General features: G+C 58.9%; 13 protein-coding genes and 4 tRNA genes. 12 read left to right on the forward strand and 5 right to left on the reverse strand.

The annotated features are described in order from the left end of the window. Nucleotides 1–55 precede the first annotated feature (55 nt). The 3 genes from sugE to rdgC form a co-directional block, all read right to left on the reverse strand. A complete protein-coding gene (sugE, locus tag AB4N41_RS16940; RefSeq protein WP_041479526.1) occupies nt 56–370 on the reverse strand; it encodes a quaternary ammonium compound efflux SMR transporter SugE in 315 nt (104 codons plus the stop codon). Between the two features lie 120 nt (nt 371–490). Continuing rightward, nucleotides 491–1,456 carry a bile acid:sodium symporter family protein gene (locus AB4N41_RS16945; protein ID WP_130900882.1) on the reverse strand — a complete coding sequence of 322 codons (966 nt, stop codon included), beginning with the start codon at nt 1,454–1,456 and terminating at the stop codon, nt 491–493. Nucleotides 1,457–1,599: 143 nt separating this feature from the next. Continuing rightward, on the reverse strand, nt 1,600–2,520 hold the full coding sequence (gene rdgC / locus AB4N41_RS16950; RefSeq protein WP_024012190.1) for a recombination-associated protein RdgC: 921 nt from the start codon (nt 2,518–2,520) through the stop codon (nt 1,600–1,602). 159 nt (nt 2,521–2,679) lie between these two features. Between rdgC and AB4N41_RS16955 the strand changes: the two genes are divergently transcribed. The 4 genes from AB4N41_RS16955 to AB4N41_RS16970 all read left to right on the forward strand — a co-directional run bounded on the left by AB4N41_RS16955 (nt 2,680) and on the right by AB4N41_RS16970 (nt 3,212). After that, nucleotides 2,680–2,755, forward strand: a tRNA-Val gene (locus AB4N41_RS16955). A gap of 19 nt (nt 2,756–2,774) precedes the next feature. Further along, nucleotides 2,775–2,851 (forward strand) — tRNA-Asp (locus AB4N41_RS16960). Between the two features lie 189 nt (nt 2,852–3,040). Further along, nucleotides 3,041–3,116, forward strand: a tRNA-Val gene (locus AB4N41_RS16965). A gap of 19 nt (nt 3,117–3,135) precedes the next feature. After that, nucleotides 3,136–3,212 (forward strand) — tRNA-Asp (locus AB4N41_RS16970). A gap of 89 nt (nt 3,213–3,301) precedes the next feature. On the opposite strand, the gene AB4N41_RS16975 is transcribed toward AB4N41_RS16970, so the two are convergent. Both AB4N41_RS16975 and AB4N41_RS16980 read right to left on the reverse strand, forming a co-directional pair. Further along, complete coding sequence (locus tag AB4N41_RS16975) at nt 3,302–4,471, reverse strand: catalase family protein (protein WP_252877718.1); 1,170 nt, start codon at nt 4,469–4,471, stop codon at nt 3,302–3,304. Beyond that, the gene (locus AB4N41_RS16980) at nt 4,468–6,279 is read right to left on the reverse strand and encodes a di-heme-cytochrome C peroxidase (RefSeq protein ID WP_252877719.1); all 1,812 of its coding nucleotides are present in this window, start codon (nt 6,277–6,279) and stop codon (nt 4,468–4,470) included. Before AB4N41_RS16980 ends, AB4N41_RS16975 begins: the two co-directional genes overlap by 4 nt. Nucleotides 6,280–6,548: 269 nt before the next feature. On the opposite strand from AB4N41_RS16980, the gene AB4N41_RS16985 reads away from it, so the two are divergent. The 8 genes from AB4N41_RS16985 (at nt 6,549) to AB4N41_RS17020 (ending at nt 15,046) form a co-directional block, all read left to right on the forward strand. Next, on the forward strand, nt 6,549–7,265 hold the full coding sequence (locus tag AB4N41_RS16985; RefSeq protein WP_016773732.1) for an FKBP-type peptidyl-prolyl cis-trans isomerase: 717 nt from the start codon (nt 6,549–6,551) through the stop codon (nt 7,263–7,265). Nucleotides 7,266–7,558: 293 nt separating this feature from the next. Then, entirely contained in the window at nt 7,559–8,014 is a 456-nt protein-coding gene (locus tag AB4N41_RS16990) for a YkvA family protein (RefSeq protein WP_016773733.1), read from the forward strand. 112 nt (nt 8,015–8,126) lie between these two features. After that, on the forward strand, nt 8,127–8,468 hold the full coding sequence (locus AB4N41_RS16995) for a helix-turn-helix domain-containing protein (protein WP_056783977.1): 342 nt from the start codon (nt 8,127–8,129) through the stop codon (nt 8,466–8,468). After that, complete coding sequence (locus tag AB4N41_RS17000) at nt 8,465–8,836, forward strand: hypothetical protein (protein ID WP_003223109.1); 372 nt, start codon at nt 8,465–8,467, stop codon at nt 8,834–8,836. The genes AB4N41_RS16995 and AB4N41_RS17000 overlap by 4 nt, the downstream gene beginning before the upstream one ends. Further along, nucleotides 8,837–9,244, forward strand: a complete 408-nt coding sequence (locus tag AB4N41_RS17005) for an SEL1-like repeat protein (protein ID WP_252877720.1) — start codon at nt 8,837–8,839, stop codon at nt 9,242–9,244. Between the two features lie 239 nt (nt 9,245–9,483). Then, nucleotides 9,484–14,157, forward strand: coding sequence for an RHS repeat-associated core domain-containing protein (locus AB4N41_RS17010; RefSeq protein ID WP_460137862.1), 4,674 nt, complete (start codon nt 9,484–9,486; stop codon nt 14,155–14,157). Next, nucleotides 14,154–14,540 carry a hypothetical protein gene (locus AB4N41_RS17015; RefSeq protein WP_252877721.1) on the forward strand — a complete coding sequence of 129 codons (387 nt, stop codon included), beginning with the start codon at nt 14,154–14,156 and terminating at the stop codon, nt 14,538–14,540. The genes AB4N41_RS17010 and AB4N41_RS17015 overlap by 4 nt, the downstream gene beginning before the upstream one ends. A 110-nt stretch (nt 14,541–14,650) precedes the next feature. After that, nucleotides 14,651–15,046: a hypothetical protein gene (locus AB4N41_RS17020; protein WP_252877722.1), complete on the forward strand. Its 396-nt coding sequence runs from the start codon at nt 14,651–14,653 to the stop codon at nt 15,044–15,046. The last annotated feature ends 85 nt before the right edge of the window (nt 15,047–15,131 follow it).

Genomic DNA, 15,131 nt, shown 5'->3' on the forward strand with positions numbered 1-15,131 from the left:
CGATGGTGTACACCAATCTTGTGGGAGCTGGCTTGCCAGCGATGGGGCTGGTGGCTTAAGCGCTGACCTTGAGCCCGATCAAACCGGTGACGATCAACGCCACACTGGCCAGCCGAATCAATGCCATCGACTCGCCGAACAAAATGATCCCGGCGATCACCGTACCCACCGCACCTACGCCGGTCCAGATCGCATACGCCGTACCCAATGGCAATTCCTTCATCGCCAGACCGAGCAAACCAAGGCTGATGGCCATGGCGGCAACGGTGAGGGCGGTGGGAAGCGGGCGGGTGAAGCCGTCGGTGTATTTCAGGCCGACGGCCCAGCCGACTTCGAACAGGCCGGCGCAAAACAGAATGATCCAGGACATGCAGGACCTCCATCGATTGACGGGGTCGTCCCCAGATGAATGACTCGATCGAGCCGCAGGGTCGTCCCCGCGTTGCGCAATATAGTGACGAGCATTAACCCGGGGATCAAGTTTTCAGCCTCAGTCGACAGCCCGTTGCGCGAGGTTGTCGCGGTCTTCCTTCTCGCTCATGCGCCGGAAGTACGTCGACAGCAGCGCCCCGGAGATATTGTGCCAGACGCTGAACAGCGCGCTCGGCACCGCCGCCAGTGGCGAAAAGTGCGCACTGGCCAATGCCGCGCCCAGTCCCGAATTCTGCATGCCGACCTCCAGTGCCAGCGACTTGCGCTGCGCCAGCGGCAAGCCGAACAGGCGCCCGGTGAAGTAGCCGAGCAGATAGCCGAAGCTGTTATGCAGCATCACCACCGCCATGATCAGCAGGCCGGACTCGGCGATTTTCGCCTGACTCGCCGCGACCACGGCGGTGACGATAATCACGATGCTGACCACCGATACCAGCGGCAACACATCCACCGCATGCCGCACCTTGTCGCCGAGCAAACGCTGCGCGACCACGCCGAGAACGATCGGCAACAGCACCACTTGCAGGATCGACCAGAACAGCTCCATGAACGATACCGGCAGCCACGCCGAGGCCAGCAGCCAGATCAGTGCCGGGGTCAACAGTGGGGCGAGGAGGGTAGTGACCGCGGCAATCGCCACTGAAAGCGCCAGATCACCGCGTGCCAGCCAGGTCATCACGTTCGAAGAGGTGCCGCTCGGGCAGCAGCCGACCAGAATCACCCCGACGGCGATTTCCGGCGGCAGGTGAAACACCTGGCAGAGCAACCACGCCACACCGGGCATGATCACGAAATGCGCAACCACGCCCAGCGCCACCCGCCACGGATGGCGAGCGACGGCAGCGAAGTCGTCGAGCTTGAGGGTCAGGCCCATGCCGAACATCACCAGACCCAGCAGCGGTACGATCGCGCTTTTCAGGCCGATGAACCACGCCGGTTGCAGGAAGGCCACGACGGCGAATATCAGAACCCAGTAAGCGAAGGTATTGCCGACAAAGCGGCTGAGTGCAGCCAGTGCGCGCATGGCTTGATCCTTATTTTTGGTTACACCACAAAACATTGTGGGAGCGAGCCTGCTCGCGAAAGCGGTGAGCCAGATACATTAATGTTGCTGGCGCACCGCATTCGCGAGCAGGCTCGCTCCCACAGGTTAGATGCTCGTCAGGGTCAGATCCCCTGCGGCATCTCTTCCCCACCCAACGCTTCAACCAGCGCCGGCAGGAAGTCGCCGAAGGTCAGCATCATCAGGGTGAAGCTGGCATCCAGTTGGCCCAGGGCTTCATCGCCACCGTCCTGTTCCGCCTGATCCTGCAGCAGATCCTCGAATTTCAGGCGTTTGACGGTCATCTTGTCGTCGAGCATGAACGACAGTTTGTCCTGCCACGCCAGCGACAACTGAGTGACGACTTTGCCGGTGCTCAGGTGCAGCTGGATTTCTTCGCTGGTCAGGTCCTGACGCTTGCAACGGACGATGCCGCCGTCTTCGTGGGTGTCGCGCAGTTCGCACTCGTCCAGTACATAAAAATCGTCGGCGGCTTTCTGCGTGGTGACCCACTCGGTCATCACCGCAGTCGGTGCCATTTTCACGGTCAATGGACGCACGGGCAGGGTGCCGATCACTTCGCGCAGCGTCGACAGCAGGTCTTCGGCGCGTTTCGGGCTGGCCGAGTTGACCAGGATCAGGCCCTGTTTCGGCGCGATCGCGGCGAAGGTCGACGAACGACGGATGAACGCGCGCGGCAGAAACGCCTGGATAATTTCATCCTTGATCTGGTCGCGTTCCTTCTTATAGACCTTGCGCATCTGCTCGGCTTCGATCTCTTCGACCTTTTCCTTGACCGCGTCACGCACGACGCTGCCCGGCAGAATGCGTTCTTCCTTGCGCGCAGAGATCAGCAGGAAATCGCCGCTGACGTGCACCAGCGGCGCATCTTCGCCCTTGCCGAACGGTGCAACGAAACCGTAAGTGGTCAGCTCCTGGCTTGCACACGGCCGCGCCAGTTTGGTCGCCAGTGCAGTTTCCAGCGCCTCGGCATCGACAGGCAGGTCTTGGGTCAGGCGATAGATCAGCAGGTTCTTGAACCACATGGGGCGAGTCACTCCTTTATACAAAGGGGGGCATTATTGTCTTCGCCGGGGCATAGGCCAACCCTTCTCTAAGCCTTTGGAAGGCCTCGGAAAATTATTTAAAAAAGTGCTTGCCAGAGGTTGGGGTGCTCCGTAGAATGCGCGCCACACCGAAGCGAAGGGTGATTAGCTCAGCTGGGAGAGCGTCTGCCTTACAAGCAGAATGTCGGCGGTTCGATCCCGTCATCACCCACCATTCGTTTCAAGTGTTTAGCGCAGCGGTAGTTCAGTCGGTTAGAATACCGGCCTGTCACGCCGGGGGTCGCGGGTTCGAGTCCCGTCCGCTGCGCCATATTCGGTAACCTGGACCACTGAACGCCAGGTCACCACGGAAAAACCCGCTGAGGCGGGTTTTTTTCTGTCTCAAGGTTGTACCCGCGGGATGTATCGTTTCACCGGTTTTCAGATTTTTTTGAAAATATTCAATTAAATCAACACTTTACGAAAACCTGTGGCATAATACGCCCCGTAACGAAGCGAAGGGTGATTAGCTCAGCTGGGAGAGCGTCTGCCTTACAAGCAGAATGTCGGCGGTTCGATCCCGTCATCACCCACCATTCGTTTCAAGCGTTTCGCGCAGCGGTAGTTCAGTCGGTTAGAATACCGGCCTGTCACGCCGGGGGTCGCGGGTTCGAGTCCCGTCCGCTGCGCCATATTCGGTATCTGGAACTGAACGCCAGACACCACAAAAAGCCCGCCTTGTGCGGGCTTTTTGCTGTCTGCGATTTATGAAATCGCCGCGCTACTGCGCCGCATTGCGGGCATGCCGATAGTCGCTCACCGCCTCGTACACTGCCTTGCGCAAGCGATTGATCCCGCCCACCGGCCGATGCGCCTCGATGCCGAACCACGGGTTGAACGACAGGTTGTCGCATTGCAGATTCAGCGCCGGCGTATCGAAGTCCTGCGCGGGCAGGGTGATCCGCGCCACCGTTGCAAAAGGCGCATCCTGCTCACGCCACTCAATGCTGGTGTTTTCGATCGGCATGTACTTGTTCGCGTCCTGGCGCTGGATCTGCAGGGCAAAACACGCCGGCACCCGATCCGTGGATAACTGTTGATTCAGTGCACTGCGCAGAAAATTCGGCAAGTCGTGATTCTGTTTGGGCAAGGTATACGCCGGGCAACGCTCCGGATCCGGCACGACGCGGAATTTCGCATTGGCCTCACCGAACTTGTAGGGTGATACAGAGAAATATGTAGTCTCGGTCGGACTGTCCGGCGGCGCTGACAGGGTTGCCAACGCGATGAATAGATGACGGACCTGCCAGGTGCGCGGATCCCATGTCGGAAAAAACGCCATTACCTTCTTGCCGTCAGCCTGCGCCGCCACATTCTGACGATACTCGGCGACATCGCTGACAAAGAAATTCGGATGGCTGAACATCACGAAATCCTGTTCATGCTGGTCCTGGCGGTTGCCGAGCAGTTGCTTGCCAGGAACCTCGAACAGCTTGATTGCCATCCCGCGCGCGTCGCGAATGCTGTCGAATTGCGGGTAGGCATTACCGTTGGACAACCGGATCAGCGCCTGCCAGGTCTTGCCCGGCTCGCTGAACACACCCTGTCGCAGCGATTGCGCCAGTTCCGGTAAAACCTGCACTTGCGCCTTCACGCAGCCATGCGCTTTGGCGTGGGCATCGCGCAGATAACGCGTGCTTTCGCGATGCTGGTCGACGATGCGCACAGCGGTTTGAATGATGTCCTGGGTCATCGCCGCTTCGCCTGGTGGAATCTGTTCCTGCGCCGACACCGGCCCACGATGCTGCCAAGCGAACCACGCGGCGGCGATGGCCCAGCCGAGCAGGCCGATGATCAGCAGGATCAGCAGCGTCTTGCCAAGCAAACGCCCCAACCAGAGCCAGAAGCGAGCCAGTGGCGGCAGTTCTTTTTTGAATGTCGGCATGATCATGGCAACTGCGCCTCCAGTGGTCCGCCCAGCACTTTCAGGTATTCGAGCAGCGCCCAGCGCTCCTCTGGTTGCAGGAGGCGGCCGATCACCCCGTTGCCGCGAGCGCCGGCGCGGAATTCGTGGCCGCTGTTATGGTTGCCGCTGATGCGCGTGTCGAACAGAAAACCGTTGGTGAAAGGTTCGGTGCGATAGCCGAGGTGGCGCGGGTCGTATTCGAGCGTGCCTTTATAGAAGGTGGTGGCGCGCTCATCCTGCGGTGACAGCAACTGATAGATGCTTGGCACCGAACCGTTGTGCAGAAACGGCGCAGTCGCCCACACGCCAGCCAGCGGTCGAGCCTTGTAAGCGACCTTCTCGCGCACGCCGATCGGCAGGCCGAAACCGTCCACGCGCGGTTTTTCTTCCGGCGTGATCTGCGCGTCGCGATAGGCACGGTTTTCCACGAACGCGGTGACGTAAGCCAGGCCCTTGGCCACCGACAATTGGCTCAGATCAAGCGGCGCTTTAGGTTCGGGGTGCAGTCTGACGTCCATTTTTTCCAACTCTTTGACATCCCATTGCAGCGCGCTCAGGTCGAAACGATGGCTGGCAACGTTGTTGGCCGCATTCGGATCGGTACCGATCACCTCCACGGGAATCATGTGCAAGTGCTGCACCCAACGTTCGCCTTCCTGCGATTGGCGCGGGACATGGCAGCCGGCGCAGTTTTCCGCGAACAGCGCGCGGCCTCTGGTGGCCAGCGGCTTGTCGATCGCTCCGAACAGATCTTCCGGCCAGGTCGGCGGCTTCAACTGCTGCAAGGTTTCTTCGATAGCGTGCAGATCGCGCACGCGCACGCTGGAGGGATAGCGCTCAGCGCCTTGCAGCGGCTGGCCGTTGCCGTCGAAGAAATTCAGCGTGGCACCGACGCCGAGCGCCTCGCCGATATTGCGCGCCATTGGCTGTTGAGCCGAGCCGTTCCACTGCACCCAGTCGAACGTCCACATGTCCCACAGCTGCGGGTAATCCACCGGGGCATCGGCCACACGGTAGTTGGCAGGGGAAATCGCATCGCCAAACGTCGCGTTGGCAATCCGGCCGAACGCATCGGTGCGCCCCGGGCCTTCCTCGGTCGGGTACAGGCCGCGATGGGTGTCGTTCCACGCCACTTTGACGAAGGTGTTCAGCGAGGTCTTGAACTCGCTGCGCAATTGTTCGCGGCGCGCTTCGTAATCATCTCCGAGCACCTGGCGGGCGAAGCGCTCGAACTTCCACGGGTTGTAGTAAGTCGAGGCGAGACTGGCGACCAGGGCCTGTCCGAAACTGCCACCGCGCAACGTAGGAACGCTGGAAGGCAACACGTGCTGTGCGCTGCCGCCATCGATACGTACGGCCTGGCCTTTGACGCGCAACTCGCCGGTGTGGCAAGCGGCGCAGGTGATGTCCAGATAATGCTCCGAGGCGTTGCCGGGATTCTGGTGCCGGGCAAAACCGACGGGAAGGTTGCCGGGGTTGTTCGCGCTCGCTTTCTGCTGCGGGTCGACCAGGAAGCCGAAACGGGCGAGATATTCAGGGGAGGCGAAGCGCTGCTCGGAGAACGGCAATTCCAATGCCTGGAACCACTCGTAACGCAGGCCTTTGACTTGCGTACCTTGGGGCGTGAAGTAGTAGGTCCGCCGTTGCTCTTCGCTCCATTGATCCAGGTAACGTACCTGTTGCGGCGGGGTGTAGGAGGGCAATTTCGGATTGGCGACGTAATAGACGGTCACCGCGAGGGCGATTATCGCCAGCACGATCACCAGAGTGAGAACGCGGAATAGAAGGCGCAAGTTAAACATCCTTGTCGAATTGTTGCGCTGTTATGCCTGAGCCATGACTGCTGGGCAAGTGGCCATTACGCCAGACGCTGAGGCAAGCTCCGATGACGCTTGTCGTCCGTGGATGACAGAAGCTTCATCCAGCCGTTGCCCAAATGCGTTTTAATCCCTGAACTTATCGGAAGATTCCTGCTCTCATGCCGGTAGCCATTGGTCGTGGCGGCCTGATAAGCTCGCGGCTTTACTCGATTGCCCATTCGGCGCATGAACAAGGAAATAGCATGAAACAGCATCGGTTGGCGGCGGCGGTAGCCCTGGTTAGCCTGGTACTCGCGGGTTGTGACTCGCAGACCAGCGTAGAGCTGAAAACCCCGGCGCAAAAAGCTTCCTACGGCATCGGCCTGAACATGGGCAAAAGCCTTGCCCAGGAAGGCATGGATGATCTGGACTCCAAAGCGGTAGCCCAGGGCATCGAAGATGCCGTTGGCAAGAAAGAACAGAAGCTGAAAGATGAAGAACTGGTCGAAGCCTTCGCCTCGCTGCAAAAGCGTGCTGAAGAGCGTATGGCCAAGATGAGCGAAGAGTCGGCAGCCGCCGGCAAGAAATTCCTCGAAGAAAACGGCAAGAAAGCCGGTGTAACCACTACCGCTTCCGGCCTGCAGTACGAAGTAGTGAAGAAAGCCGACGGCCCACAGCCTAAGCCGACCGACGTAGTCACTGTTCACTACACCGGCAAGCTGACCAACGGCACCGTGTTCGACAGCTCCGTAGAGCGCGGCAGCCCGATCGATCTGCCAGTCAGTGGCGTGATCCCGGGTTGGGTTGAAGGTCTGCAACTGATGCACGTTGGCGAGAAGTACAAACTGTACATCCCTAGCGATCTGGCTTACGGCGCTCAGTCGCCAAGCCCGGCAATCCCGGCCAACTCGGTTCTGGTTTTCGACCTGGAACTGCTGGCCATCAAGGATCCAGCCAAAGAAGACGCCGCTGCCAAGTAACACGCAACGGCATCGCCAACAACGCCTCGCTTATGCGGGGCGTTGTTGCATCTGCAGGTCAGGAAAGGTAAACAGAGCGAACTGACGCCGTTCAACACAGTCATAGCTTTGAGGCTGCCCGCGCTAGACGCCCTGAGCTGCCAAGTCAATGAAATATTGGGCTTTTTTATGTGAGTAAAAAACGCCCGATCTGAGCGCAGCCCTTATGAAACGGGGCTCTCAGCGCTGAAATGCAGCTCTGTTCACAAGGTTATCCACAATTTGTGTGGATAACATTTCAACGGGAAGAATAGATGAAAGCTCCGTGGAATTTCGCTCGATTCCTGCCGTTGGCCGGTCGCCTGCTGGCCCGTGGACGCCTGCCGACCCTATTGTTTGCCGTGGCCAGCAAAGGCGCCGCGCAAGGCAATCGCCTGGGCAAACTCAAGGATGATCTGCGCTTGCTGCAGTCGCTGTGCCTGGCCTACTGGCGTGGCGAGTATCGCGCGATCAGTGCCAAGTCGCTGATTTCGGTGGTGGCGGGCCTGATGTATTTCCTCAGCCCGGTGGATGCCATTCCGGATTTCATCCCCATGTTCGGCATGCTCGATGACATCGCTGTCCTCGCCTGGCTGATGAAAACCCTCGATGACGAGCTCAACGCCTTTCGTCTGTGGCGCAAGCGCCAGCAACCGGAGAAGCTGGCGGTGGTTGAACGCCTCCCTGATACCCCTGAACAATTGCAGCTGCAAGGCCCGAAAAAGCCCTGACTGACGAAGACTGCCTACAGATAGATACCACTCGCGACCTTGGCCGCTGTTAGGATTACACTTCTAGGGAAAAGTGCCGACTCGCTAAGTGGTGTTGTCCTACGGGGTAGTCATGGATATTCAGATAATTGCACGCGATGGCGAACCCGAATACGCGGTTCTGCCGTGGGCTCAATATCAGGCTTTACTGAAAGCAGCAGGGATCAACGCAACACCGGTGCAGCAGCCAGCAGCGCCGCTCGCCGCCTCGCCGGAGCCGATTCTTCCGGGTCTGGATCAATTACGCAGTTTGCGCGAAGGGAAGGGCATCGCCATCGAGGCGCTGGCCCGCACGGTAGGCATCAGCCCGTCTTACCTGGCCATGATCGAAAGTGGTGAGCGTCAGCCAGACGCCGCGATTCGCCGCAGCCTGGCCTGGGAACTGACGGTGCCAGGTTGGAGGGATGAATCGTGAGCGTACGCATCAGTCGTCAACATTGGGACGGATTGCTGGGGGAACTGGATCAGGCGCGCCGTCAGCGCCATCTTCTGACCTATCGAGCCTTGCTTGAGCGTTTGCAGCTACCGACTCCGGCGATGCAGACGTTGACGGCTGCACTGGAGCATCTGGCCGCACTGGACGCCAAAGCCGAGCAGCCGTTGCGCAGTTCGCTGGTCATCAGTCAGGGCGCCAGTCGTTTGCCGCGTACCGGTTTTTTTGAATGTGTCGAGCGTCTGGGGCGCTTTTCCGGGCCGTCGGATGGCGTTGCGGCGGCGTCCTGGCATGCGTCGGAAGTGGTGCGGGTCTTCGAATACGAATACCCGGAATCGGCGGAGGCCTGAGTGTTTCTGCGGCTCAAGGCGCGGGCCGGTTACTGGCTGGCCCGCCGGCTGTTTCGTTGGTCGTGGTTCGTTCGCCAGCCGCGTGGCTGGCGCTGGCTCGAAGGCCAGTTTGCACGAATGGCCAACCTCGGCGATGTCGGTGCGCAAAGCTTTTATGGGCACATTCTGACTTTTCGCGGCGTCGGGTTGGGCGCGCGTGAAGAAGGGGTGCGTTTACTGCGTCTGGCGGCGTTGGCTGGTGATGGTAAAGCGGCGTATCAAGTCGGCGTGATCAGCCTCGCCGGTACCCCGAGCAAGGCGCCGGATCCCGCTGAGGCCGCTCGTTGGTGGAGCATGGCCGCCAAAGCCGGCCACCCGTTGGCCGAGCTTAAGCTGCAACGGCTGATGGCTGGTGATTCAACGCAGTAATTCCATGTATGTCTTTTAAATAAACGCGGCGTGAGGTTTTCCTCACGCCGCGTTTACGTTTTTGCCTGCACGTTTTTCGCTGGATGTTGGATTGCAGATTAGTCCTACATCCTTTGCCTACTCGCCTGACTTCTTTCCTCTTTGATCCCCCGCACAGTTCCCGCGACTAATTTCTTGCGCGAGGGACCGCTCATGCTTCAGCCCGTTTTTCAGTCCACCTTGTTTGCTCGCGTGTGTTGATGGAAGCCATCGCGCGCATCGAGCAGGAACTCGACAGCTTTCCGCAAACGCTCAGCCTCTACCGCAAACAGCTCGATCACTGGCTCAGTCGCAGGGTGGACCAGATCAGTGAGGCAGCAGACCTGCCATCGCTGGTGGGTATGGAGCGGATCATTCGCTTCGGCGATCGCAGCACGGCGGTCAGTAGCAGCGACGAGGAGTTTTCTTCCAGCGTCGTCCAGTGCCCGCAGGGCGGGCTCATGCAGATCGAGAGCAAGTTCGAATCGGTCTACGACATCCCGCTGGGCAACATTTCCGTCGATGTGGTCGACGTGGATAGCGGCAAGACCGCGCCGGTCACCCTTGATCAGCAGGGCAAGGGCGAATTCAGAGGTGAAGAGGGCAAGTTCTACCGCGTTCTTGTGCACAGCGCTGTCACCTCCAATCAAGTCGCGAAGCTGTTCGAATCCTATGACGGTTTGACCGGCGAGCTGGACGGCTGGCTGCGTAGCGAGTGGCAAGGTTTCAAGCCGCAGTGGTCACAGTCGGTAGCGGCCGCAGCCAGCAACGGCATGCTCGCCGGCAGTTGGGCGGCCATCGAGGGGGTATGGGACAGCCTCGGACTGCTCTCGGAAATTCTTCAGGAACCCGGCAAGTTCGCCGAGCGTTTGGGCAGTGGCGCGGCTGATCTGATCGAGCTGGCACAGACCGCTCCGGATCTCATGGAAAAGCTGCAGTTGCTGGTCAGTGACGAAGCGGCGATGTGCTTGCTGCTGCGGTCGGCAAGCCTGTGGCTGGACATGCTGCCGCCCAGCGAGATTGCCGGCAAATCTGCTGAAGTGGCGTCGATGATGATCGTGCAACTGATCATCGATGTGTTGATCAGCGTGGTGCTGACGTTTGTCGGAGCGGGGGCGGGGATCGCTTATCTGACGCTGCGTCTGGCTGACCGCGCAGCGCAGCTGTTCAACGTCGCCAAGCGTCTGGTCAAGGCGCTGTTCAGCATCGTCAACGCCTTTATTGAATACGTCGACCGCTACAAAGCCGTTGCCGCGCGGGGCATCGCCGCCGGGGTGAAAAAGGGCCGGATGCAATTGCGCTGGGATGCCAAGCGCAACGCCATGTTGAAGAAAGACGAGCCCCACGACGACGTCCCCGACCAGGCGAAAAACCCCAACGGCGATGCCGCCGATTGCGTGCCCAATACTTGCAAAAACGGCTGCCCGGTGTCGATGGTCACCGGCGAAGAACTGCTGACCCTGACCGACGCAGTGCTTGATGGCGTGCTGCCCTTCGAGTTCACCCGCTTGTACCGCAGCAGCGCGGTCGAGATCGACATCGGCCTGGGTTTTGGCTGGAGCCACACGCTGGCCCATCGCCTGTCCTTCGACGGCGACGGCGTGATCTGGATCGACCACGAAAACCGCCGCACCCGTTTTCCCCTGCCCAACGTCGCGCGTCCAGCGATTCACAACAGCCTGTCGCGGGCGGCGATCTTTCTCGGCGAGGAACCGGAAGAACTGATTCTGGCTCTGGCCGGCGACAGCGCGCGGTTCTACCACTTTCGCGCCGGCCGGCTGACGGCGATCAGCGACGTCTACGGCAATCGTCTGACCCTGCAACGCGATCGCTCCGACCGCATTCAGCGTCTGGACAACGGCGCCGGCCGCGCGCTGCTGTTGCGTTATGACCGCACGCAGCTGGTGGCAGTCGATTATCAGGTGTTCGTCCAGGGCGAGTGGACCACCGAGCAAAACCTTGCCACCTACAGCTTCGATGCCCGGCAACGCCTGCTGGTCGCGACCAACGCGGTCGGCGACAGCGAGCGCTACGACTACGACGACCACCACGTCATCCTCCAGCGCCAGTTGACCGGCGGTGCGAGCTTCTTCTGGGAGTGGCAGCGCGAGGGCAAAGCCGCCCGCTGCGTGAGGCACTGGGCGTCGTTCTCGCAGATGAACACCCGTTACGTCTGGAACGATGATGACGCCAGCGTGACCGTGCATTACGTCGACGGTACCGAAGAAGTCTACGTCCACGACGAGCGCGCACGGCTGGTGCGCCAGGTTGCGGCCGATGGCGGCGAGCAGCTCAAGGCCTATGACGAGCAGGGGCGCTTGATCGCCGAGCAGGATGCGTTGGGCGCGGTTACCGAATACCGCTATGACGAACTCGGACGGCTGATCGCGCTGATTCCGCCGGACGATGCACCAACGTCCTACGAGTACCGCAACGGTTTTCTCTACAAGCGTTGCCGTGGTGATGCGGTGTGGATCTATCGGCGCAACGCTGAAGGCGCCGTCACCGAAGCGGTCGATCCCGACGGCCAGGTCACCCATTACTACTACAACCTGCGCGGGCAATTGCTGTCGCTGCGTTATCCGGACAGCAGCCGCCACCGCTGGGTGTGGAACGAGCTCGGCCAGCTCATCGAAGAAACCCTGCCGGACGGCGGCGTGCGGCGTTTTTCCTACGATGCGCTGGGCCGGCGGATTACCACCCAGGACGAATTTGGTGTTGTCAGTCGTCAGCAGTGGGACGCGGCCGGCCGACTGATCCTGACGACTTCTCCTACGGGCAGCACGCACGCCTACAGCTACGGCGCCTACGGCCAGATCACCGCTGAGCGCGATGAACTCGGGCGCATCACCCGCTACGAATATGACGACGACCTGCACATGGTCTCGCGGCGGATCAATCCTGACGGCACCCACGTGCAGTACCGCTATGACCATACGCGGCTGTTGCTGACCGAGATTGAAAACGAGTCCGGAGAAAAGTACCGACTGGATTACACGCCGACCGGATTGATCCGACAGGAAACCGGGTTTGATGGGCGGCGCACGGCTTATGCCTACGACCTTAATGGTCATTTGCTGGAGAAGACCGAGTTTGGTGATTTCGGCCCCAGTCTGGTCACCCACTATGAGCGCGACAAGGCCGGGCGTTTGCTGGTCAAAACTCTGCCAGATGGGCTCAAAGCTCGCTACGACTACGATCGCCTCGGTCGGTTGATCGGTGTCGATGACGGGCAAAACCATCCGCTGGCCTTCGAGTACGACCGTCAGGATCGACTGATCACCGAGCATCAGGGCTGGGGCACCTTGCGCTACGCCTATGACGCCTGCGGCCAGCTCAAACGCCTGCGCCTGCCGGACAACAGCAAGCTCGATTATCACTACGCCAAGGGCGGTGCGCTGAGCGCTATCGACCTCAACGGCACGCCGCTCACGCGCCACGTCTACCACTGCGGTCGTGAACAGCAACGCCAGCAAGGTCTGCTGCTCAGCGAATACTCCTACGACGATCAGGGCCGCTTGCTTGCCCACGCTGTAGGTCATCGCCACGCTTCGCTGTACCGCCGCGATTATGCCTACAGCGCCAACGGCAATCTCGAGCACATCGCCGACAGCCGCCACGGCCAGCGCACCTACGGCTACGACGCCCTCGACCGGTTGATCCGCGTACGTCACTCGCGCGACGAACTGCCCGAATCCTTCGCCCACGACCCGGCGGGCAACCTGCTGATGCAGGACCGCCCCGGTCCCGCGCAGATCAAGGGCAACCGCCTGCTGATGCAAGGCGACCGCCATTACGACTACGACGCCTTCGGCAACCTGATCCGCGAACGCCGAGGCCACGGCCAGACCCTGGTCACCGAATACCGCTACGACTGCCAGCACCGCCTGATCGGCCTGACCCGCCCCGACGGCCAGACCGCCACTTATCAATACGACGCCTTCGGCCGCCGTATCCGCAAAACCGTCGACGGCGCCATCACCGAGTTCTTCTGGCAAGGCGAACACCTCGTCGCCGAAAGCAGCGCCAGCCAATACCGCAGCTTCCTTTACGAACCCGGCACCTTCCGCCCGTTGGCGATGCTCGACGGCAAAGGCCCGAAAAAAGCCTGCCCCTTCTACTACCAACTCGACCACCTCGGCACCCCGCAGGAACTCACCGACTACAGCGGCGAAATCGTCTGGTCCGCGCAATACGACGCCTACGGCAAAGTCGCCGCCGTCACCCTCGCCGGCGAAGACTATCTGGACCAACCGCTGCGTTTTCAGGGGCAGTACTTCGATGTTGAAAGCGGATTGCATTACAACCGGCATCGGTATTACGACCCGAGGCTTGGGCGGTATCTGACGCCGGATCCGGTGAAGCTGGCGGGTGGGTTGAATCAGTACCAGTACGTGCCGAATCCGACGGGGTGGGTGGATCCGTTGGGGTTGAACGGATGCCCGCCAGATGGAGACGGAAAAGGGAATCCAACGGCACCATGCGGGAATGCAAAGGTTGATACCAGAGAACCTCTTCCACCGGATATAGAATGGTCGAGTCCTAGCGTTAAACGAGCTTCTGCGCTGCTGGATCAAGGTGCTAAGGACGTTACTGTTAACAGTCGAGCTGAAGCTGAAGAATTGTTCAGAGGGAAATATTTAGGTCAAGGATATAGGAATGCTGAAGAGTTCAATTCCGTTACCGCCAAAGACTATTTCCAAACGCCCTTTGGGAAAGAATCGTACTATCACTGGGATGACACAGCTGTATCTAATGTTGTGAATCGAAAAGTTTACATGGCAAATCATAGTCCTGACGATCCGCATGCTGTCATGCCTCATCTACAATTGCATCCAAAGGACGGCAAAGTAATCCGAATTTACTGGCCAAACTCATTTGCAGGTCAAAAATGAAACAGCAGAAGAAAATCGCTCGTAGCGTATGGTATGGACTCGAAGGGACGAGCTACGACAATATTGCACAAGAACTTCCGTGCAAAGATCACTCAAGTCGAAAATGGGTCTCAATATATGCTATATACAAATATTCTTTCTCAGGCGATCCGCATCAATATTACGATTTTATTCATAAATCGAAAGGGTTTAGGTTTTCGATTGTAGTGTTTACTCTGGCTATTAAAGAAATTGGCTCCAGCGATGGTATTGATGATCGGGATGTCGTGATATTAAACTTTTTGCCTGTTAATTCTGAGGAGGATATCTATACGGTTTTGGAACGGCTCGCGATCAATCCGGAATTATTCTGCCCCCCATGGCGGTGCGGGTATCCGATTTGATTAGTCCATTGCCACCGCCGGCGTAGAGCACACAACGCGATGTTGATGGAGTCTGTGAACTAACGAATTCACACGAGAGTAATATGGGGCGAGCCTCATCAAACGGAAAAATGAGCATTTACAAAGTGATTTCTAGAAAAGTATGGTGGGGGCTGGAAGCTAGAAATTACACAGAGATAGCCCAAGAGATGCCTTCGCATGATCGTTCGCTTCGGAAATGGGCTGCCATTTATGCTGTGTATCACTTGAATTTTATGGATAGGCACCCAGGAGAACGCTATTACGACTTCCTTGAGGATTCCAAGAGCTCTAAGTTCGTCTTCATTGAGTTCACCGTGCCAGTTCATATTTTGGGAACCAGAGATAGTTTTGGTGCTAGCGATACCACAATTACAAAACTGAAAAAAATGGAGACGGAGGACGAAATAAATGCCTTTCTTGAATTGAATGGGATCAATCCAGAGTTGTTCGTTCCCCCTTGGGCTTGCGACTATCCGATAGATTGAGAATTAGTCGTGACTACTTACTACCCTTCCGTGTCTTGAAAGAGGGGCATGTGATCGCTAGATTATGATTGTGAACTACATGGAG

The organism is Pseudomonas sp. S2_A10 (assembly GCF_054668465.1).

Excerpts from the sequence above, each read along its gene's own strand:
- sugE (WP_041479526.1), bottom strand. The coding sequence starts at position 370 with ATGTCCTGGATCATTCTGTTTTGCGCCGGCCTGTTCGAAGTCGGCTGG.
- AB4N41_RS16945 (WP_130900882.1), bottom strand. The coding sequence starts at position 1,456 with ATGCGCGCACTGGCTGCACTCAGCCGCTTTGTCGGCAATACCTTCGCT.
- rdgC (WP_024012190.1), bottom strand. The coding sequence starts at position 2,520 with ATGTGGTTCAAGAACCTGCTGATCTATCGCCTGACCCAAGACCTGCCT.
- AB4N41_RS16975 (WP_252877718.1), bottom strand. The coding sequence starts at position 4,471 with ATGATCATGCCGACATTCAAAAAAGAACTGCCGCCACTGGCTCGCTTC.
- AB4N41_RS16985 (WP_016773732.1), top strand. The coding sequence starts at position 6,549 with ATGAAACAGCATCGGTTGGCGGCGGCGGTAGCCCTGGTTAGCCTGGTA.
- AB4N41_RS16990 (WP_016773733.1), top strand. The coding sequence starts at position 7,559 with ATGAAAGCTCCGTGGAATTTCGCTCGATTCCTGCCGTTGGCCGGTCGC.
- AB4N41_RS16995 (WP_056783977.1), top strand. The coding sequence starts at position 8,127 with ATGGATATTCAGATAATTGCACGCGATGGCGAACCCGAATACGCGGTT.
- AB4N41_RS17010 (WP_460137862.1), top strand. The coding sequence starts at position 9,484 with ATGGAAGCCATCGCGCGCATCGAGCAGGAACTCGACAGCTTTCCGCAA.
- AB4N41_RS17015 (WP_252877721.1), top strand. The coding sequence starts at position 14,154 with ATGAAACAGCAGAAGAAAATCGCTCGTAGCGTATGGTATGGACTCGAA.
- AB4N41_RS17020 (WP_252877722.1), top strand. The coding sequence starts at position 14,651 with ATGAGCATTTACAAAGTGATTTCTAGAAAAGTATGGTGGGGGCTGGAA.